Source organism: Microbacterium sp. STN6, from assembly GCF_026410545.1.
Classification (GTDB): domain Bacteria; phylum Actinomycetota; class Actinomycetes; order Actinomycetales; family Microbacteriaceae; genus Root112D2.
Window position 1 is genome coordinate 360,715 of record NZ_JAPMIT010000001.1, and the last position, 18,978, is coordinate 379,692.

Here is an 18,978-nt window from a genome sequence, read left to right on the forward strand (position 1 = left end):
CTCTAGTGCGCAGAGCACTGCTTGATGAGTGCGGTCGGCGTCTCACCGAGGCATGGGTCGAACGTGAACACCACCAGCGTGCCGAGCACGATGAGAATGACCACGGCAGCGAGGATCGCGTAGTTCAGCACGCGGTTCACCGACCGTCTCGTCGCGTAATCGTTGACGAGCGTGCGCATGCCGTTGCCGCCGTGAATGAGCGCGAGCCACAGCATCAGCACATCCCACACCTGCCAGAACGGCGAGGCGTACTTGCCGGCGACGAAGCCGAAGTCGATGGCCTTCACGCCCTGGCCGAGCACGAGGTTGACGATGAGGTGGCCGAAGATCAGCACGACCAGCAGAATGCCGGAGCCGCGCATGTACATCCAGCCGATCTTCTCCCAGTTCACGCCGCGCTTGCGGGCGGGACGCAGGGGGCTTCGAGGCGCCTCGATGGTCGTCATGAGCCGCTCCCCTCGCTGAAGACGTGGATGAGGTGGGTCGGAGCGAAGCCCGCCATGAGCACCACCCAGAGCACGATGACGATCCAGAACATGACGCGCTGGTAACGCGGCCCCTTGCTCCAGAAGTCGATCAGGATGATGCGAAGCCCATTGAACGCGTGATACATGATCGCGCCGACGAGCGCGAGCTCACCGAATCCCATGATCGGGTTCTTGTATGTGCCGATCACCGCGTTGTAGGCATCCGGGCTGACGCGGATCAGCGACGTGTCGAGCACGTGCACCAGAAGGAAGAAGAAGATGGCCACACCCGTGATGCGGTGCAGCACCCAGGACCACATACCCTCGCGGCCCCTGTACAGCGTGCCCCCGGGCCGTGTCTTCTTCGGCTCCAGGGTCCCTGCCGTTTGATCTGGCACGAACAACCCTCCCTGGCTGTGAACGCGGCTTGGCAGTCGCTAAGCCGGCGGGCAACACGCGAGATGCGCGCTTGCAAGTCTATGACTCCTGCTGCGCGGGTGCCGCCAAGGCCAGCCTAACTGTCTTGACGTCGAGATATCTCCCGACCCGCCCGCGCCGCCGCTAGGGTGGCCACATGACGAACTCCGCCATGGATCGCTTCTACAGCGTCATTCCCGCGGGCGGCATCGGCTCCCGTCTCTGGCCCCTGTCACGAGCGGATGCGCCGAAATTCCTGCACGACCTCACCGGTTCGGGCCAGACGATCCTGCGCGACACCTGGGACCGCCTCGCGCCTCTCGCGGGCGACCAGCGCATCATGGTGGTCACCGGCCGCGCCCATCGCGCCGCCGTCGAGAAGCAGCTGCCGGGCCTCGCCGACCACAACGTGGTGCTCGAGAGCGAGCCGCGCGACTCGACCGCGGCGATCGGCCTTGCCGCAGCCATCCTGCAGCGCCGCCAGAGTGACGTGATCATTGGCTCCTTCGCGGCCGACCACGTCATCCACAACGAGACCCTCTTCCGGCAGGCCGTGCGACAGGCCGTGCACGCCGCCGACGCCGGCTACATCTGCCTCGTCGGCATCAAGCCGAGCGAACCCGCGATCGGCTTCGGCTACATACAGACTGCGGATGCCGTGGAGATTCCCGGTGCGCCCAGTGCCCTCTCGGTCAACTGCTTCGTCGAGAAGCCGGACCTGAAGACGGCCCAGGGTTACCTGGCCAGCGGCGACTACCTGTGGAACGCGAGCATGTTCATCAGCCGTGCCGATGTGCTCTTGGAGGAGATCGGCCGCAGTGAGCCCGCGATGCTCGCGGGCCTGCTCGAACTCGCCGCGGCCTGGGACGATCCCGCCACCCGGGGCCCCGCCGTCGACCACATCTGGCCCGCCCTCAAGAAGATCGCCATCGACTACACCGTGGCCGAACCGGCCGCGACACGCGGCCGACTCGTGGTCGTTCCCGGGCACTTCGACTGGGACGACGTGGGCGACTTCGCCTCCCTCGCCAAGCTCAACTCAGGCGGCCGCGCCTCAGACCTGGCGATCCTCGGCAGCGACGCTCGCGTGCTCTCAGATGCGTCGAGCGGCATCGTCGTCAGCCAGACCAAGCGGGTCATCAGCCTCATCGGCGTACGCGACATCGTGGTGGTCGACACGCCGGATGCGCTGCTTGTGACCACGAGCGAGAATGCACAGCGCGTCAAGTCGGTCGTCGACGCACTGAGGCTCTCGGGGTCGAGCGATGTTTTGTAGCGGATCGGCGAGCGAGCGCAGCTCGCTCGGCTGTGACGTTCAAACCTCGCGAGCGTAGCTCGCTCGGCGCTGGCGTCGCGCGAAGGCGCACTGCGCCTTCGCCTTTAGCTCCAGCGCGCAAGCGCGCAAATGAGCAGTTTGCAAACGGGCGCGCATTTGTAACGCTTACGTGAAGAAGACGTACGGCCGCGCAAGGCCGTTCGTCACATTGGGTAACGTAAGTGGCACAACGGCGCGCACCAGCGCCAGCATCCTGGAGGACACCTTGACAATCACAGCCCGTAGGGCCGGCCTCGCCGGTCTTGCCGTAGCCAGCGTCATCGCGCTGTTCACGGCGTGCGCGCCCGCCCCGTCGTCAGACAACGCATCGAACGGCGGCGAGAAGAAGAACGACTTCCTGCCCTGCATGGTCTCCGACTCCGGCGGCTTCGACGACCACTCGTTCAACCAGCTGGGCTACGAGGGCCTCGTCGCGGCATCCAAGGATCTCGGCGTCTCGTTCAAGAAGGCCGAGTCGAAGGGCGCGAGCGACTTCGACCCCAACGTCTCGAGCATGGTCGACCAGAACTGCAACCTGATCATCACGGTCGGCTTCCTGCTGAAGGACGCCACCGAGAAGGCCGCGAAGGCCAACCCCGACGTCGACTTCGCCACCATGGACGACAACGAGATCAGCCTGCCGAACGTCAAGCCGATCATCTTCGACACCGCGCAGGCGGCGTTCCTCGGCGGCTACGCGGCGGCCAGCTACTCGAAGACCGGCGTCGTCGGCACCTTCGGCGGCATGCAGATCCCGACCGTCACCATCTTCATGGACGGCTTCGTGGACGGCGTCAAGTACTTCAACGAGCAGAAGAGCAAGAACGTGAAGGTCGTCGGCTGGGACGTCGACAAGCAGAACGGCTCCTTCACGGGTGGCTTCGAGGCCAACGAGACCGCGAAGAACACCGCGCAGGGCCTGATCGACCAGAATGCCGACGTCATCATGCCCGTCGGTGGCCCGATCTACCAGAGCGCCGCGCAGGCGATCCGCGACTCCAAGAAGGACATCGTGATGCTCGGCGTCGACGCCGACGTCTACGAGTCCGACCCGACCGTCAAGGACCTGCTGCTCACGAGCGTCATGAAGGGCCTCAAGCAGAGCGCCGAGGCCGTGACCAAGACGGCGGGCGAGGGCAAGTTCGACAACAGCCCCTACGTCGGCACCCTGAAGAACGACGGCGTGGGCCTCGCCCCGTTCCACGACTACGCCTCGAAGGTCGACTCGAACCTCGAGAGCGAGATCGCGACCATCAAGAAGGGCATCATCGACGGCTCGATCAAGGTCGTTTCGCCCTCCTCGCCCAAGTCATAAGGCGCGAGTAAGGGAACAACGGATGGGGGAGACCAGCGCGGCTGGTCTCCCCTTTTCGGCGCCGGCGCCATCCGCTGCTCTGATCGTGGCGGCGCACGCACACGACTGCCCGTTCCCCGCCACGCTGCTCATCTGAGCGCTGACTGACATATGTGCAAAAAGGTAGGGTGAAGGGGCGCAGCGCGGCACTCGAGGCTGTTCTGCGAGCCCAGCACCCGTGGACGGGCAGAGAAGGAACTTGACACATGAAGCTCGAGCTTCGCGGCATCACGAAGAGATTCGGTGCCCTGGTCGCGAATGACCACATCGACCTGACGGTCGAGCCGGGAGAGATCCACTGTCTGCTCGGCGAGAACGGCGCAGGCAAATCCACCCTCATGAACGTGCTCTACGGCCTCTACCAGGCCGAGGAGGGCGAGATTCTGCTGAACGACGAGGTTCAGCACTTCTCCGGCCCGGGCGACGCCATGGCGGCCGGCATCGGAATGGTGCACCAGCACTTCATGCTGATCCCGGTGTTCACGGTGGCAGAGAACGTGATGCTCGGCAACGAGGAGACGACGTTCGGTGGGCGGCTCGACCTTGCGGCGGCGCGAGCCAAGGTGCGTGACATCTCGTCGCGGTTCGGCTTCGACGTCGACCCCGACGCCCTGATCGAAGACCTGCCAGTCGGTGTGCAGCAGCGCGTGGAAATCATCAAGGCGCTCTCGCGCGACGCGAAGGTGCTCGTCTTCGACGAGCCGACCGCCGTGCTCACGCCGCAGGAGACCGACGAGCTCATGTCGATCATGAGGCAGCTGAAGGAATCCGGCACCGCCATCGTGTTCATCACCCACAAGCTGCGCGAGGTGCGCGAGGTCGCCGACCGCATCACCGTCATTCGGCTCGGCAAGGTCGTGGGCGAGGCGCAGCCCACCGCGACGAACACCGAGCTCGCCTCGCTCATGGTCGGCCGCGCCGTCGAGCTGACCGTGCACAAGGAGCCGGCGAAGGCGAGCGAGCCCGCCCTCGTCGTGCGCAACCTCTCGGTGATCGACCGCGCGGAGCAGCGCGTCGTCGACGGCGTGAGCTTCGACGTGAAGGCCGGGGAGATCCTCGCCATTGCCGGCGTGCAGGGCAACGGGCAGACCGAGCTGACCGAAGCGATCCTGGGCCTGCAGGCGAGGGTGAGCGGCAGCATCCGCCTCAATGGTCACGAGTTGAGCGGCCGGAGCGTGCGTCGCGTGCTCGACGCCGGCGTCGGCTTCGTTCCCGAGGACCGCAACGAAGACGGTCTGGTCGGCGAGTTCACGATCGCCGAGAACCTTATGCTCGACCGCAGCGAGGGCGCGCCGTTCGTTCGTGGCGGCGGCCTGCGGCTCGGCTTCCGGGCGCAGTTCGCGGAAGAGAAGGTGCGCGAGTTCGACGTGCGGGCGCAGGGCATCGACACGCCGGTGGGGCGCCTCTCGGGCGGCAACCAGCAGAAGGTGGTGCTGGCGCGCGAGCTCAGCCGCGAGCTGCGCCTCTTCGTGGCCGCTCAGCCCACGCGCGGCCTCGACGTGGGGTCCATCGAGTTCGTGCACAAACGCATCGTGGCCACGCGCGACGAGGGGATTCCGGTGATCGTGGTCTCCACCGAACTCGACGAGGTGGTGGCGCTCGCCGACCGCATCGCGGTCATGTACCGCGGCGGCATCGTGGGCATCGTGCCCGGTGACACGCCTCGTGACGTGCTTGGCCTGATGATGGCCGGCGAGAAGCCGACGAACCCGGAGGTCGCAGCGTGAGCGACGAGAAGGAAATCGATCCCCGTCGAGACGATCGGTTCAGCGAGGCGCTTCGCCAGATCATGGGCGGAAGCTTCATGATCTCGATCCTGGCCGTCGTGCTCGCGCTCATCGCGGGGGCGTTCCTGATCGCGATCACCGACCCCACCGTGCAGAAGACGGCCGGGTACTTCTTCTCTCGGCCGACCGACATGTTCCAGGCGATCTGGAACGTGGTCTCGGGCGCGTACACGTCGCTGTTCCAGGGGTCGATCTTCAACTTCCAGTCGACGAGCGCCGTACGCGCGATCCGGCCGATCACCGAGACGCTCAACTTCGCGACGCCGCTCATCGCGGGCGGCCTGGGCGTCGGGCTCGCCTTCCGTGTCGGCATGTTCAACATCGGCGGCCAGGGGCAGATGCTCATCGCCGCCGCGTGCGCCGGCTGGGTGGGCTGGTCGTTCCCCCTGCCCGCCGGCCTGCACATTCTGGTCGCGCTCATTGCGGGCATGGCGGGCGGCGCGGTCTGGGCCGGAATCGCCGGGTTCCTGAAGGCGCGGACCGGTGCACATGAGGTGATCGTGACGATCATGCTCAACTACGTCGCCCTGTACCTCATCTCGTACCTGCTGCGCACCCCTGGCGCGTTGCAGGAGCAGGGATCGAACAACCCGAAGTCGCCCGCCGTGCTGCCGACCGCCGTGTTCCCGCACCTGTTGGGTGCCCAGTTCAACCTCAACATCGGCATCCTCATCGTGCTCGTCGCCACCATCGTGGTGTGGTGGCTCATGAGCCGCTCGAGCCTCGGCTTCCGGTTCCGGGCCGTCGGTGAGAACCCCAACGCGGCGCGAGTGGCCGGCATCAGCGTGAAGAACATGTACACGTACTCGATGCTCATCGCCGGCGCGCTCGTGGGCCTCGCGGGCGTGAGCCAGGTTCTCGGCACATCGCCGGAGGGCTTCGGATCGGGCATCGACGCCGGCATCGGCTTCGACGCCATCACGGTGGCGCTGCTCGGCCGATCCAAGCCGTGGGGCATCTTCGTCGCCGGCATCCTGTTCGGCGCCTTCAAGGCCGGAGGCTTCTCGATGCAGGCGGCCAACGACATTCCCATCGATATCGTGCTCGTCGTGCAGTCCCTCATCGTGCTGTTCATCGCCGCGCCTCCGCTCGTGCGGGCGATCTTCCGCCTGCCGACGCCGGGCGTGGCCCGTCGTAAACGTACGAGCCTGACCAGGGAGGTGGCGGCCAAGTGAGCGCTGTGACCGACGACATTGCAACGGATGCCACGCCGGCGCTTCGCCGCGCCATCGAGTGGAAGACGTGGAAGGCGCCGATCATTCTCGGCGTGTTCGCCGTGCTCGGCATCGTGCTGTTCGTGCTGCTGCCCCGCGAGGGCGCGAGCACGTTCCGCTTCTCGAACACGGGCGACGCGATTCGCCTGCCGAACCTGACGCTGCCGACCCACGGCACCGGAATCGTCGTCGCGGTGCTTCTCGTGCTGCTCGCGATCGGCGGCTTCATGCTGGCCCGTGCCTCTCGCGCGGCGAAGCTGTGGCTGATGATCGCGTTCGCGTTCGCCTTCATGGTGGGCTTTCTCACGTGGGCCGCCGCCGGCCACACCATCCCGTTCACCGGACTGCTGCTCGGCACCGTCAGCCTCAGCGTGCCGCTGATCTTCGGCGCGCTCGGCGGTGTGATCTCCGAACGGGGCGGCGTAGTGAACGTCGCCATCGAGGGCCAGTTCCTGGCCGGAGCCTTCGTATCGGCGCTCGTCGCCTCGGCCACCAACAGCCTCGTGCTCGGCCTCGTCGCGGCGCTCGTCGCGGGCATGCTCGTCTCGTTCGTGCTCGCCGCGTTCTCCATCACCTACTTCGTCGACCAGGTGATCGTGGGCGTCGTGCTCAACGTGCTGGTCACCGGCCTCACGAGCTTCCTCTACTCCGAGGTACTCGCGCCGAGCGCGACCGTGCTGAACTACCCGCCGCGTTTCCCGCGCCTGGCGATCCCCGGGCTCAGCGACATCCCCATCATCGGGCCGGTGCTCTTCGACCAGACGGTCATCGTCTACCTCATGTACGTGGCCGTCGCGGCCGTGTACTTCGGGCTGTTCCACACGCGGTGGGGACTTCGCCTGCGGTCCGTTGGCGAGCATCCGCAGGCCGCTGACACCGTTGGCATCAACGTGGCCGCGACCCGCTTCTGGAACGTGTCGCTTGCCGGCGCCATCGCGGGGCTCGGCGGCGCGTACTTCACGCTCGGCTCCGTTGGAGCGTTCACGAAGGAGATGACAGCGGGGCAGGGCTTCATCGCCCTCGCCGCGGTGATCTTCGGCCGGTGGGACCCGATCAGGGCGACGCTGGCGGCGCTGCTGTTCGGCTTCGCCACCAACCTGCAGAACGTGCTCGGCATCATCGGGTCGCCCGTGCCGAGCGAGTTCATGCTGATGCTGCCATACGTGGTCACGATCTTCGCCGTGGCCGGGCTCGTCGGCCACTCACGGGCGCCCGCAGCCGATGGAAAGCCGTATATCAAGTCATGAGTTCTTTCGACGACGTCCCGACAAGCGGCGAGATCGATTGGGGTACGCTGCGCCAGGCGGCGACCGAGGCTATGGAGCACGCGTATGTGCCATACTCCGGGTTCCCCGTGGGCGCTGCCGCCCTGGTCTCCGACGGGCGGGTGATCTCGGGCTGCAACGTGGAGAACGCCAGCTATGGCGTCACGCTGTGCGCCGAGTGCGGCCTGGTCTCCTCACTGCACATGACGGGCGGCGGCCACCTCGTGGCCTTCACGTGCGTCGACGGCCGCGGCGATGTGCTCATGCCGTGCGGCCGCTGCCGCCAGCTGCTCTATGAGCACGCCCTGCCGGGCATGCTGCTCGAGACGGTCTCCGGTATCCGCACGATCGACGAGGTGCTGCCTGATGCGTTCGGGCCCAGGCAGCTGAACGAGTACGGGACGGAGCGGGCGTGAGCGACACGAGCGGAACGGGCGGGCATGGCGCGGGCGACGGCAGGGGCGCCACGGCATCCGCTGGTTCGGTTGAGGCGTTCGACGTCGTCGACCTGATTCACACGAAGCGGGATCGCGGCGCGCTGACCGGCGCCGAGATCGGCTGGCTCATCGACGCGTACACGCGCGGGTACGTGGGCGACGAGCAGATGGCCGCGATGACGATGGCGATCTTCCTGAACGGCATGGAGCGTCGCGAGATCACCGACCTGACCATGGCGATGATCGCGAGCGGCGAGCGCATGGACTTCTCCGGTCTCGGCAAGCCGACAGTCGACAAGCATTCGACAGGCGGGGTCGGCGACAAGATCACGCTGCCGCTCATGCCGCTGGTGGCGTCGTTCGGCGTCGCGGTGCCGCAGCTTTCCGGTCGTGGGCTCGGGCACACGGGTGGCACGCTCGACAAGCTCGAGTCGATCCCCGGCTGGCGTGCGGAACTGTCGAACGAGGAGATGTTCGCGCAGCTGCGCGAATGGGGCGGTGTGATCTGCGCGGCCGGCGCCGGGCTCGCGCCGGCCGACAAGAAGCTGTACGCGCTGCGCGACATCACGGGCACGGTCGAGGCGATCCCGCTCATCGCGTCGTCGATCATGTCGAAGAAGATCGCCGAGGGCACGGGCGCGCTCGTGCTCGACGTGAAGTTCGGCTCCGGGTCGTTCATGGGCGACATCGAGCGTTCGCGCGAGCTTGCACGCACCATGGTGGAGCTGGGCAGGGATGCCGGGGTGGCGACATCCGCTCTGCTGACCAATATGAACGTGCCGCTCGGGCTCACGATCGGCAACGCGAACGAGGTGCGCGAGTCGGTGGAGGTGCTCGCCGGCGGCGGCCCCGCCGATGTCGTCGAGCTGACGCTCGCGCTCGCCCGCGAGATGCTGGCGCTCGCCGGCCAGCCCGACGCCGATGTGGAGGCCGCGCTGCGCGACGGCCGGGCCATGGACACGTGGCGGGCGACCGTGCGTGCTCAGGGCGGCGACCCGGATGCCGCGCTGCCCGCCCCCCGGGAGACCCACACGGTCGTGGCCGACCGCGATGGGGTGCTCGTCGAGCAGCAGGCACTGCCGTTCGGCATTGCCGCGTGGCGCCTCGGCGCGGGCAGGGCCCGCAAGCAGGACCCGGTGCAGCACGCGGCGGGCATCGACCTGCACGCGAAACCGGGCGACACCGTGCGCGCCGGAGCGCCGCTGTTCACGCTCGCGACCGACGAGCCGGCCCGCTTCGAGCGTGCCCTGGCGGCGGTCGAGGGTGCGTGGCGCATCGGGGATGCGGGGGAGCAGCCCGTCACCGGTGGGCCCCTCATCGCCGGCCGCGTCACCGCCGAGTAGCCGCGCTGCGCGCTAGGGAATCTGCGGGCTGAGGAGCGGCGCGGCCGCGTCTCGAAGCCACGGGCCGGTTTCGAGACGCCGCTTCGCGGCTCCTCAACCTCCGTGGGCGGCTCCTCAACCTCCGTGGGCGGCTCCTCAACCTCCGTGGGCGGCTCCGTCGCGCACCGAGGCCGCGATCGCGGCGGCAGCCGAGCGGATGGCAGCAGCAGCCGGGTCGGCAGGTTGCGAGTGCACGATCGGCACACCGGCATCCCCGCCCGAGCGCAGTGCCACGCTGAGCGGCACCGACGCGAGCAGCGGCACCGCGGAACCCTGCGCGCGCGACAACCTCGCGCAGAGCGTCGCCCCTCCGCCGGCGCCGAAGACGTCGAGCACCGAGCCGTCCTGCTGCACGAACCCCGCCATGTTCTCGATCACCCCGAACACGCGCTGCCCCGTCTGCCGCGCCACGGTTCCGCTGCGCTCGGCGACGTCGGCCGCGGCCGGCTGAGGCGTCGTCACCACGATGATCTCGGCGTTCGGCAGCATCTGGCCCAGCGAGATCGCGATGTCGCCCGTGCCCGGCGGAAGGTCGAGCAGCAGCACGTCGAGCCGGTCGAAGTGCACGTCGGTCAGAAACTGCTTGATCGTGCGGTGCAGCATGGGCCCACGCCAGGCGACCGCCGCCGAGTTGTCGTCGATGAACATGCCGATCGAGATCGTCTTCACCCCGTAGCCGATCGGCGGCAGGATCATGCCGTCCACGCGGGTCGGCCGCGCCGCCACGCTCGTACCCTCGGCGCTCGTCTCCACCAGCCCGAGCAGCCCCGGCATCGAGAAGCCGAAAACATCCGCGTCGATGACCCCGACCGCGAGCCCGCTCTCTGCCAGGGCGACCGCCAGGTTCGCGGTGATCGTCGACTTGCCCACGCCCCCCTTGCCGCTCGCCACCGCGAACACGCGCGTCGGCGACCCCGGCCCGAACGGGATCCCGCGCGTCGCCGCCTCGCCGCGCAGCCTCGTCACGAGCTCCTCGCGCTCGGCCGGGCTCATCACGTCGACGATCACCTCGACGCCCGTCACCCCCGCGACTCCGGCCGTCGTCGCCCGCACGTCCTCGGCGATCCGCGTGGAGTTCGGGCAGGTCGCGATCGTGAGCCGAATCGTCACGCGGGCTCGCCCCGCGTCATCCACCTCGATCGCCGACACCATGCCGAGCTGCGTGATCGGCCGCCGAATCTCCGGGTCCAGAACCTGCGACAGCGCCCCGTGGATGCGCGGTTCCAGATACGCGAACGGATGCGTCGCCTCGGCGACGCGCACGTCAGACATTGAAGCCGAGCGCCCTCATCATCTCGCGGCCGTCGTCGGTGATGCGCGCCGGCGTCCAGGCCGGCATCCATACCCAATTGATGGTGTGCGCGTCGACCAGGCCTTCGAGAGCGAGGGCGGTCTGCGCCGAGATGTCGTCCTGCAGGGGGCACTCGGCTGTGGTCAGCGTCATGTAGATGACGAGCTCGCCCTTCTCGTCGTTCCACCCGAGCTCGTAGATGAGGCCGAGATCGACGACGTTGACGCCGAGTTCGGGGTCGATGACGTCGCGCAGCGCCTCCTCGACCTCGTCCTGGGTGGGTGGTTCGAGTGCGGTGATCATGGTCTCTCCAAGCGGGCCGGCGGGAACACGGCGGCGATTCCGCCACCTGCTTCGACGATATCAATTTACAGGAGTATTGTCCTGTAAAAAGGAGAAGCGATGGCCTACGTGATCGGCGCCGCCTGTATCGACGTCATGGACCGCGCCTGCGTCGACGAATGCCCCGTCGACTGCATCTATGAGGGCGAGCGGTCGCTGTACATTCACCCGGACGAGTGCATCGACTGCGGTGCCTGCGAGCCGGTCTGCCCCGTCGAGGCGATCTCGTACGAAGATGACGTACCCGAGCGCTGGGTCGATTTCATCGACGACAACGAGAGATTCTTCGCGCAGCCGCTGCCGGGCATCGTGAGCGCTCTCGGCTCGCCGGGTGGGGCGGCGAAAGTGGGCCCCGTCGGGGTCGACACCGAGCTGGTGGCGGGCTATCCGCCCCTCGCCGAGCGCGACGACACTCTCGACAACCGCTGCGGCTTCTCAGTCGGCGAACAGTGAACCGATCATACTCGCCGCCGTGCCCGCCCCGGTAGATTGAGGGGATGGACGCACCAGCACCCCGCGAGGGCACATCGACCACGAATGAGGCGGCAGGAGCGGAGGGCCGCGGCGCCGACATCCGCTCGCTGCCCAAGGTTTCGCTGCACGATCACCTCGACGGCGGGCTGCGACCGCAGACGATCATCGAGCTCGCCGACGCGATCGAGCTCGAGCTGCCGCGCACCGAAGCCAGCGCGCTCGGGGAGTGGTTCGCCGACCAGTCCGACTCGGGCGACCTCGTCGAGTACCTGAAGACGTTCGACGTGACGACCGCGGTCATGCAGACGCGGGAGGGGCTCGGCCGGGTCGCGCGCGAGTTCGTGCAGAACCTCGGCGACGATGGCGTCATCTACGGCGAAGTGCGCTGGGCGCCCGAGCAGCACCTCGCGCGCGGCCTCTCGCTCGACGAGACCGTCGAGGCAGTGCAGGAGGGCATCGAGGAGGGCATCGAGGATGTGCGCCGCACCGGCCGCGATATTCGCGTAGGGCAGCTCGTGACCGCGATGCGCCACGCCGACCGCGGGCTCGAGATCGCCCAGCTGGCGGTGCGGCACCGCGACCGCGGCGTCGTCGGCTTCGACATCGCCGGTGCCGAGGCCGGGTTCCCGGCCTCCCGGCACCGCGACGCGTTCGACTATCTGGCTTCCCAGTTCATGCCCGTCACGGTTCATGCCGGCGAAGCGGATGGGCTCGACAGCATCCGCAGCGCGCTATTCGACGGCCGGGCACTGCGCCTCGGTCACGGCGTGCGGCTGGCCGAGGACATCGTGATCGAGCGGGAGGACGCGGACAACACGTATGTCTCGCTCGGGCTCCTGGCGCAATGGGTGAAGGATCGCGAGATCGCGCTGGAGACGAGCCCGTCGTCGAACCTGCAGACCGGCGCGATCGCCGCCTGGGGAACCGAGCTCGTCGACCACCCGTTCGACCTGCTGTACCAGCTGGGGTTCCGCGTGACTGTGAACACCGACAACCGGCTCATGAGCAACACGACGCTCACGAACGAGCTGTCGCTGCTCATCGACGCGTTCGGGTACGACCTGAGCGACCTCGAGACGTTCCAGCTGAACGCAGCGGCCGCGGCGTTCCTGCCGTTGGAAGAGCGCGACGAGCTCGCCGAGGACATCACGGCGGGCTTCGCCGCCGCCTGAGCCAGCGGCGAAATCCCAGCCAATCCCGATACGCTTGTCGCATGCAACTCCCGCCCCTGCCAGCGAAGGCCGTGACGATAGGGGCACGCGCCGACGACTGGCGCGAGGCCGTTGAGCGGGCGGGGGAGGCGCTCGAACGCTCCGGCGCGACCTTCCCCGAGTACACGAAGCGCATGGCCGACGTGATCGACGAGTTTGGCGCCTATGTCGTCATCGCGCCGGGGCTCGCCCTGGTGCACGCCCGCCCCGGGCCCGACGTGATCACCGACGGGCTCGCCGTCGTCACGCTTGCCGAGCCGGTGCACTTCGGGCACCCGCACAACGACCCGGTGAGCGTGGTGGTGGGTCTCGCGGTGGCGCACCCCGACGCGCATGTCACGAGCGTCGCCGAGCTCGCCAACATCTTCAACGATGAGGCGGCGATTCCGGCGCTCGCCGCGGCCGAGAGCGTCGAGGCGGTGCAGCGCATCATGGGCGCCGAGGCGGTGCAGCGATGAAGATCGTCGCCATCTGCGGCGCGGGCGTCGGCACCTCGGCGATCCTCAAGCTCAACGCCGAGCGCGCGCTCGAGCGTCTCGATATCGAAGCGGATGTCGCCGCCTCCGACGTCGCATCCCTCGCCCAGTCGGCGGCCGATGCCCAGGTGATCCTCACCTCGCCCGAGCTCGTGAAGGCCATCGGCACGACCAACGCCGACGTGGTCGTCATCGACAACTACTTCGATCTCGACGAGATCGCCGCCAAGCTCGAGGTCGCCGTCGGCTGACCTCGCTCTACTCGACCGGCGGGGCGGCGCGTCGCGCCTGACGCACCCTGAACACCACGAGCACGATGCTCGCGACCAGCGCGATGAGCGGCACCGCGAGCGAGCCCACGATCGCCATGAGTACGACGAGCGCCGCACCCGCGATTGCGCTCACTACCGTGATCAGCCCAACAATGAACGGCCGCCGTGCGAGACGGCCCTGCTGCAGTCCCGTCCACACGACGCGGCCGACGGCGAACGCCATAGCGGCAAGCGCCAGGGTGGCGAGGGGGACGACGAGGGATGCCAGGCCGCCGGACGCGCCCACGGCATCCGCTGTGCCACTCGAGCCAGAACCCGAGCCAGAACCCGGGCCCGCCCCGGTGCCCGACCCCGCCCGCGATGCCGCAGCCTGCGACACCCCGATCACGCCAAGCGCGACGGCGGCGAACCCGACCGTCGCGAACGTCGCGACCATGGGCAGTGCCGGCCGCGGCAGCAGCAGCACGAGCAGACCGAGCGCGAGCGCCCAGGGTGCCACCCCCATCGAGAGCGCGGTGGACAGCGCGGCGAGTCCGCGCGCATCCGCCCCCGCACTGCCCGCGAGCAGTGCGACGACGCCCGCCAGCACCGAGAGCAGGGTGAAGCCGAGGACGACGTCGATGCGTTTCATACGTGAAGGTTACGAGACGAGCGCACGAATTCCCTCGGCCAGCTCGCGCACGCGGCTCTCCGCGGCGGCTCGGCGGTCGTCGGCGTTGCCGTCGGTGCTCGACGCGTCGATGTAGATCTTGAGCTTCGGCTCGGTGCCGCTGGGGCGCACGACGACGCGCGAGCCATCCTGCAGCCATACGCGCAGCACGTCGCTCGGCGGCAGCGACTCGAAGCCGTCGATGAGGTCGTCGATGTGGCGAATGCCGATGTCGCCGATGGCGGTCGGCGGCGCCTGCCGCAGCTGCGCCATGATGCCGGTGATGCGGTCGATGTCGGTCACCCGAATGGAGATCTGGTCTGACGCGTAGTACCCGAACTGCTCGCCGAACTGCGCCAGCCGCTGCTCGATGCTCACGCCCCGCCGCCGCAGCCGGCGCGCCATCGCGAGGAACAGCGCGGCCGCCGAGATGCCGTCCTTGTCGCGCACCGTGTCGGGGTTCACGAGGTAGCCGAGCGCCTCTTCGTAGCCGAAGATGAGGTGCGGCGCGCGCGAGACCCACTTGAACCCCGTGAGCGTCTCGACGAAGTCATGACCATACGCGGATGCAGCCTGGCGCAACGCCGGCGACGAGACGATCGAGACGGCCAGCGTGCCGTGCTCGCCGCGGTCGAACGCCTCCTCGGCGACCATCCAGCCGAGCAGGGTGCCCACCTCGTTGCCGGACAGCCGCCGGTAGCCGGCCTCGGCTCCCGCGTCGGGGATTGCCACGGCGAGGCGGTCGGCATCCGGATCGTTGGCAATGATGAGGTCGGCGCCGACGTCGCGTGCGGCGGCGAAGGCGAGGTCCATGGCGCCCGGCTCCTCCGGGTTGGGGAAGGTCACGGTGTGGAACGTGGGGTCGGGGTCGATCTGTTCGGCTACGACGTGCGGGCGCGGAAGGCCCGCGGCCTCGAAGACGCGCGCGGCGGTCTCCCAGCCCACGCCGTGCATGGCCGTGTAGACGACGACGGGGTCGGAGGAGTCGGGGGCATCCGAGCGGGGCGCGCCAGCACCGGCGTCGGTCGCGACCGCGGCCGTCTGAGCAACGTAGGCTTCGACGAGCTCCTCGCCGGCCACCGCGTACACGTTCGAGCGCGGCAGGTCGGCGACGCTGCCGGCCGCCACCCGCAGAATGTGCTCCGCGATCTCGCCGTCGGCGGGCGGAACGATCTGCGAACCGTGATCCGCGCCGCCGAGGTACACCTTGTAGCCGTTGTCGTTCGGCGGGTTGTGGCTGGCCGTCACCATGACGCCCGCGCTCACGTCGAGGTGGCGCACGGCGAACGCGAGCACCGGCGTGGGCAGCATGCGCGGCAGCAGAATGGCGCGAACGCCGGCGCCCGCCATGATCTCGGCGGTGTCGCGCGCGAACACGTCGGAGTTCTTGCGCCCGTCATACCCGATGACGACGGATGCCGCCGGCTGCGCCGCCGGTTGCGCCTCACCGGTCTCGTGCGTGACGAACTCGGCCTGGGCCGCCGCCGTATCCGCGGCCTCCCGCGCCTTCTCGAGAAGGTACGCCGCGAGGCCCGCCGCCGCCTGCGCCACGAGCACCCGGTTCATGCGGTTGGGGCCGGCCGCGAGCTCGCCGCGCAGGCCCGCGGTGCCGAAGGCGAGCCGCGTGTCGAAACGTGAGTGCAGCTCGGTCAGGGCTGCGTCGGCGTCGTCGCCATCCGTGCCCTCTGCCGCCCCGAGCAGCACGCCGAGCTCGGTGCGTGTCTCGTCGTCGGGGTCCTGTGCGAGCCAGGCGTGCGCCTCGGCGAGCAGGCGTTCGGTGGCGCCGTTCGCGGGTGTTGAACTCACGGTTTCTCCATTCAGCGTGTCGCGTTGTGGTGCGTGTCGCGTTGCCGCATGTCTACAGCGCGCCGACGATCTTCGCCAGCAGGGCGCTGATGACGGGCTCGGCGGCGCGGCCGGCCTCGATCACCTCCTGGTGGCTGAGCGGGGTCTTCTGGATGCCGGCGGCGAGGTTCGTAATGAGGGACATTCCGAGCACCTCCATGCCGGCCTGTCGGGCGGCGATCGCCTCGAGCGCGGTGGACATGCCCACGATGTGGCCGCCGATCGTCTTCGCCATCTGCACCTCGGCGGGCGTCTCGTAGTGCGGCCCGCGGAACTGGCAGTACACGCCCTCGTCGAGGCTGCGGTCGATGCTCTTCGCGAGCGCCCGAAGGCGGCTCGAGTACAGGTCGGTGAGGTCGACGAACGTCGCGCCCTCGAGCGGGGAATCGGCGGTGAGGTTGATGTGGTCGCTGATGAGCACCGGCGTGCCGGGCCGCCAGGTCTCCTTGATGCCTCCCGCGCCGTTGGTGAGCACCATGGTCTTCGCGCCGGTCGCCGCGGCCGTGCGCACGCTGTGGGCGACGCGGCGCACGCCGTGGCCCTCGTAATAATGCGTGCGGGCGCCGATCACGAGTGCGCGCTTGCCGTTCGGCAGCAGGATCGAGCGCAAGGTGCCCACGTGGCCGGCGAGCGCGGGCTTGCCGAAGCCCGGCACCTCGGTGGCGTCGATCGTGGCGGTCGTCTCGCCGATCAGGTCGGCGGCCTTGCCCCAACCGCTGCCGAGGGTGAGGGCGATGTCGTGGTGGTCCACCCCGCTGAGCGCGGCGATGCGCTCTGCGGCCTCTCGGGCGACCTCGAACGGGTCGGCGGCCGGGTCGTCGAGGGGGTTGGTCGTGTTCTGCGGCATCCGACAATTCTATGGCGCGTGCCGACATCCACGGCAGAGAGCGGATGCGCGTGGCCGCTGCACATGCGAGCACCGCCCCTCTCGGGCCCGCCCTCTCCCACTCGCCGCCGCCCCCACGCCGCCCCGCCCAGCACCCCGCCCCCCATGCCGCCCGCCACGCCGCCCCCATGCCGCCCCGCCCGAACGAAAACGACGGACAAATCGACATGATCGGCCGGATCCCGGCCCCCTGAGACACCTTCTGCCGATTTCACCGTCGTTTTTGTCAGCGCGGCCATTCTGCTTCCCCCTACGCGGCCTCGAACGAAAACGACGGTGATACGGATGCGATCGGCCGCATTCGCGCCCGATCGAGACGATTCGCGCGATTTCACCGTCGTTTTGGTACGAGCCGCGCGGTGGTTTGGCGCGGCTCTGCGCATGGGAAAGAATGGCTGCATGGCCTTTGAGTTCGAGCGCAAGCAGCGGGTCGCGGTACTCGGCGGAGGCCCCGGTGGCTACGAGGCGGCGATCGCGGCCGCCCAGTTGGGCGCCGACGTCACTCTCGTGGAGCGCGTCGGCGTCGGCGGCGCCGCCGTCATCACGGATGTCGTGCCGTCGAAAACGCTCATCGCCACTGCTGAGGCGACCAGCAACATCCGCGACGCATCCGATCTGGGCGTGCAGTTCTACGTGCGCACCGAGGCGGGCAAGCCCGTGCGGCCCGACGTTGCGGTGAACCTCGCGGCCGTGAATAAGCGGCTGCTAGGACTTGCACGGCAGCAGTCCGAAGACATGAAGTCCGAGCTGATCCGCGCCGGCGTGCACATCGTCTCGGGCGAGGGGCGGCTCGATGGGCCCGCGGCCGTCATCGTCTCGACGGGCAAGGGCAAGGGCGGCACCGATTTCGACCGCATCGAGGCCGACACGATCGTGGTGTCCGTGGGCGCGAGCCCACGCATCCTCCCCAGTGCCGTGCCGGATGGTGAGCGCATTCTTACCTGGACCCAGCTCTACGACCTCGACAGCGTTCCCGAGCATCTCATCGTCGTGGGCTCTGGCGTCACCGGTGCCGAGTTCGCGTCGGCGTACACGGCGCTCGGCGCGAAGGTCACGCTCATCTCGAGCCGCGACCGCGTGCTGCCGGGTGAGGACGAAGACGCGGCGATCGTGATCGAGAACGTGTTCCGCCGCAACGGCATGACGGTGCTCTCGAAGTCACGCGCGCAGTCGGTCGAGCGCACCGAGAACGGCGTGGTCGCAACGCTGTCGGATGGCCGCACTGTCGAGGGCAGCCACTGCCTGATGGCCGTCGGGTCGATCCCGAACACCGCCGGCATCGGGCTTGAGGAGGCCGGCGTGCAGCTGACCGAGTCGGGTCACATCCGAGTCAACAGGGTGGCGCGCACGTCGCGACCGAACATCTATGCGGCGGGGGACTGCTCAGACCTGCTGCCGCTCGCCTCGGTCGCGTCGATGCAGGGTCGCACCGCTATCTTCCACGCGATGGGCGACGCGGTGAACCCCATCGAGCTGCGCAACGTGACGTCGAACATCTTCACGAACCCCGAGATCGCGACCGTCGGCTGGAGCCAACGGCAGATCGAGGAGGGCATCGCGCAGGGCGACATCTACAAACTGCCGCTCAAGGTCAACCCGCGCGCGAAGATGATCGGGCTGCGCGACGGCTTCGTCAAGCTGTTCGCGCGCACCGGAAGCGGCACCGTCATTGGTGGCGTGATCGTTGCGCCGCGGGCGAGCGAGCTGATCTTCCCGCTGGCGCTCGCCGTGGAGCACCGCCTCACCGTCGACCAGGTCGCGCGCGCCTTCACGGTGTACCCGTCGCTGACCGGCTCCATTTCGGAGGCCGCCCGCGCGATGCACATCGTGCTCTGACGCGCTCGCCTCGTCGGCGACTAGCCACAACCCGGTGCCGCGCGCGAGATCAGGCGAC

General features: G+C 68.6%; 19 protein-coding genes. 12 read left to right on the top strand and 7 right to left on the bottom strand.

The features are described from left to right. Window positions 1-2: 2 nt before the first annotated feature. Together OSC27_RS01600 and sdhC are read right to left on the bottom strand one after the other, a co-directional pair. The gene (locus OSC27_RS01600; RefSeq protein ID WP_267179662.1) at window positions 3-446 is read right to left on the bottom strand and encodes a succinate dehydrogenase hydrophobic membrane anchor subunit; all 444 of its coding nucleotides are present in this window, start codon (window positions 444-446) and stop codon (window positions 3-5) included. Beyond that, window positions 443-841, bottom strand: coding sequence for a succinate dehydrogenase, cytochrome b556 subunit (sdhC, locus tag OSC27_RS01605; protein WP_416348818.1), 399 nt, complete (start codon window positions 839-841; stop codon window positions 443-445). The genes OSC27_RS01600 and sdhC overlap by 4 nt, the downstream gene beginning before the upstream one ends. 200 nt (window positions 842-1,041) lie before the next feature. On the opposite strand from sdhC, the gene OSC27_RS01610 reads away from it, so the two are divergent. The 7 genes from OSC27_RS01610 to OSC27_RS01640 all read left to right on the top strand — a co-directional run bounded on the left by OSC27_RS01610 (window position 1,042) and on the right by OSC27_RS01640 (window position 9,599). Continuing rightward, a complete protein-coding gene (locus tag OSC27_RS01610) occupies window positions 1,042-2,160 on the top strand; it encodes a mannose-1-phosphate guanylyltransferase (protein WP_267179664.1) in 1,119 nt (372 codons plus the stop codon). A 265-nt stretch (window positions 2,161-2,425) separates the two neighbouring features. Further along, window positions 2,426-3,514 (top strand): BMP family lipoprotein, encoded by a 1,089-nt coding sequence (locus tag OSC27_RS01615; RefSeq protein WP_267179665.1) that lies wholly within the window; start codon window positions 2,426-2,428, stop codon window positions 3,512-3,514. 245 nt (window positions 3,515-3,759) lie between these two features. Continuing rightward, window positions 3,760-5,280: an ABC transporter ATP-binding protein gene (locus tag OSC27_RS01620; protein WP_267179666.1), complete on the top strand. Its 1,521-nt coding sequence runs from the start codon at window positions 3,760-3,762 to the stop codon at window positions 5,278-5,280. Further along, window positions 5,277-6,515: an ABC transporter permease gene (locus OSC27_RS01625; protein ID WP_267179667.1), complete on the top strand. Its 1,239-nt coding sequence runs from the start codon at window positions 5,277-5,279 to the stop codon at window positions 6,513-6,515. Before OSC27_RS01620 ends, OSC27_RS01625 begins: the two co-directional genes overlap by 4 nt. Continuing rightward, entirely contained in the window at window positions 6,512-7,801 is a 1,290-nt protein-coding gene (locus OSC27_RS01630) for an ABC transporter permease (RefSeq protein WP_416348797.1), read from the top strand. Before OSC27_RS01625 ends, OSC27_RS01630 begins: the two co-directional genes overlap by 4 nt. Next, on the top strand, window positions 7,798-8,235 hold the full coding sequence (locus OSC27_RS01635; protein WP_267179668.1) for a cytidine deaminase: 438 nt from the start codon (window positions 7,798-7,800) through the stop codon (window positions 8,233-8,235). The genes OSC27_RS01630 and OSC27_RS01635 overlap by 4 nt, the downstream gene beginning before the upstream one ends. After that, window positions 8,232-9,599 (top strand): thymidine phosphorylase, encoded by a 1,368-nt coding sequence (locus tag OSC27_RS01640; protein WP_267179669.1) that lies wholly within the window; start codon window positions 8,232-8,234, stop codon window positions 9,597-9,599. The genes OSC27_RS01635 and OSC27_RS01640 overlap by 4 nt, the downstream gene beginning before the upstream one ends. Window positions 9,600-9,734: 135 nt before the next feature. Here OSC27_RS01640 and OSC27_RS01645 read toward each other — a convergent pair whose 3' ends face one another. After that, a complete protein-coding gene (locus OSC27_RS01645) occupies window positions 9,735-10,910 on the bottom strand; it encodes a P-loop NTPase (protein ID WP_267179670.1) in 1,176 nt (391 codons plus the stop codon). Next, complete coding sequence (locus tag OSC27_RS01650) at window positions 10,903-11,232, bottom strand: metal-sulfur cluster assembly factor (protein ID WP_267179671.1); 330 nt, start codon at window positions 11,230-11,232, stop codon at window positions 10,903-10,905. Before OSC27_RS01650 ends, OSC27_RS01645 begins: the two co-directional genes overlap by 8 nt. Before the next feature lie 99 nt (window positions 11,233-11,331). On the opposite strand from OSC27_RS01650, the gene fdxA reads away from it, so the two are divergent. Genes fdxA through OSC27_RS01670 form a run of 4 tightly spaced genes read left to right on the top strand, consistent with a single transcriptional unit; the run spans window position 11,332 to window position 13,683 of the window. Further along, on the top strand, window positions 11,332-11,724 hold the full coding sequence (gene fdxA / locus OSC27_RS01655; protein WP_267179672.1) for a ferredoxin: 393 nt from the start codon (window positions 11,332-11,334) through the stop codon (window positions 11,722-11,724). A gap of 44 nt (window positions 11,725-11,768) precedes the next feature. Further along, window positions 11,769-12,917, top strand: coding sequence for an adenosine deaminase (locus OSC27_RS01660; RefSeq protein ID WP_267179673.1), 1,149 nt, complete (start codon window positions 11,769-11,771; stop codon window positions 12,915-12,917). A 41-nt stretch (window positions 12,918-12,958) separates the two neighbouring features. Beyond that, window positions 12,959-13,414, top strand: coding sequence for a PTS sugar transporter subunit IIA (locus tag OSC27_RS01665; RefSeq protein WP_267179674.1), 456 nt, complete (start codon window positions 12,959-12,961; stop codon window positions 13,412-13,414). Beyond that, window positions 13,411-13,683, top strand: a complete 273-nt coding sequence (locus OSC27_RS01670) for a PTS sugar transporter subunit IIB (RefSeq protein WP_267179675.1) — start codon at window positions 13,411-13,413, stop codon at window positions 13,681-13,683. The genes OSC27_RS01665 and OSC27_RS01670 overlap by 4 nt, the downstream gene beginning before the upstream one ends. Before the next feature lie 7 nt (window positions 13,684-13,690). Here the strand turns inward: OSC27_RS01670 and OSC27_RS01675 are convergent, their stop codons facing one another. From OSC27_RS01675 to OSC27_RS01685, 3 genes are read right to left on the bottom strand one after another with little or no spacing between them, the layout of a single operon-like run. Then, the gene (locus OSC27_RS01675; RefSeq protein WP_267179676.1) at window positions 13,691-14,335 is read right to left on the bottom strand and encodes a hypothetical protein; all 645 of its coding nucleotides are present in this window, start codon (window positions 14,333-14,335) and stop codon (window positions 13,691-13,693) included. A 9-nt stretch (window positions 14,336-14,344) separates the two neighbouring features. Beyond that, the gene (locus OSC27_RS01680; RefSeq protein WP_267179677.1) at window positions 14,345-16,159 is read right to left on the bottom strand and encodes a phospho-sugar mutase; all 1,815 of its coding nucleotides are present in this window, start codon (window positions 16,157-16,159) and stop codon (window positions 14,345-14,347) included. Window positions 16,160-16,211: 52 nt separating this feature from the next. After that, complete coding sequence (locus OSC27_RS01685; RefSeq protein ID WP_267179678.1) at window positions 16,212-17,045, bottom strand: purine-nucleoside phosphorylase; 834 nt, start codon at window positions 17,043-17,045, stop codon at window positions 16,212-16,214. Between the two features lie 438 nt (window positions 17,046-17,483). Here OSC27_RS01685 and OSC27_RS01690 point away from each other — a divergent pair, with 438 nt between their 5' ends. Beyond that, window positions 17,484-18,920 carry an NAD(P)H-quinone dehydrogenase gene (locus OSC27_RS01690; RefSeq protein ID WP_267179679.1) on the top strand — a complete coding sequence of 479 codons (1,437 nt, stop codon included), beginning with the start codon at window positions 17,484-17,486 and terminating at the stop codon, window positions 18,918-18,920. Window positions 18,921-18,978 lie beyond the last annotated feature (58 nt).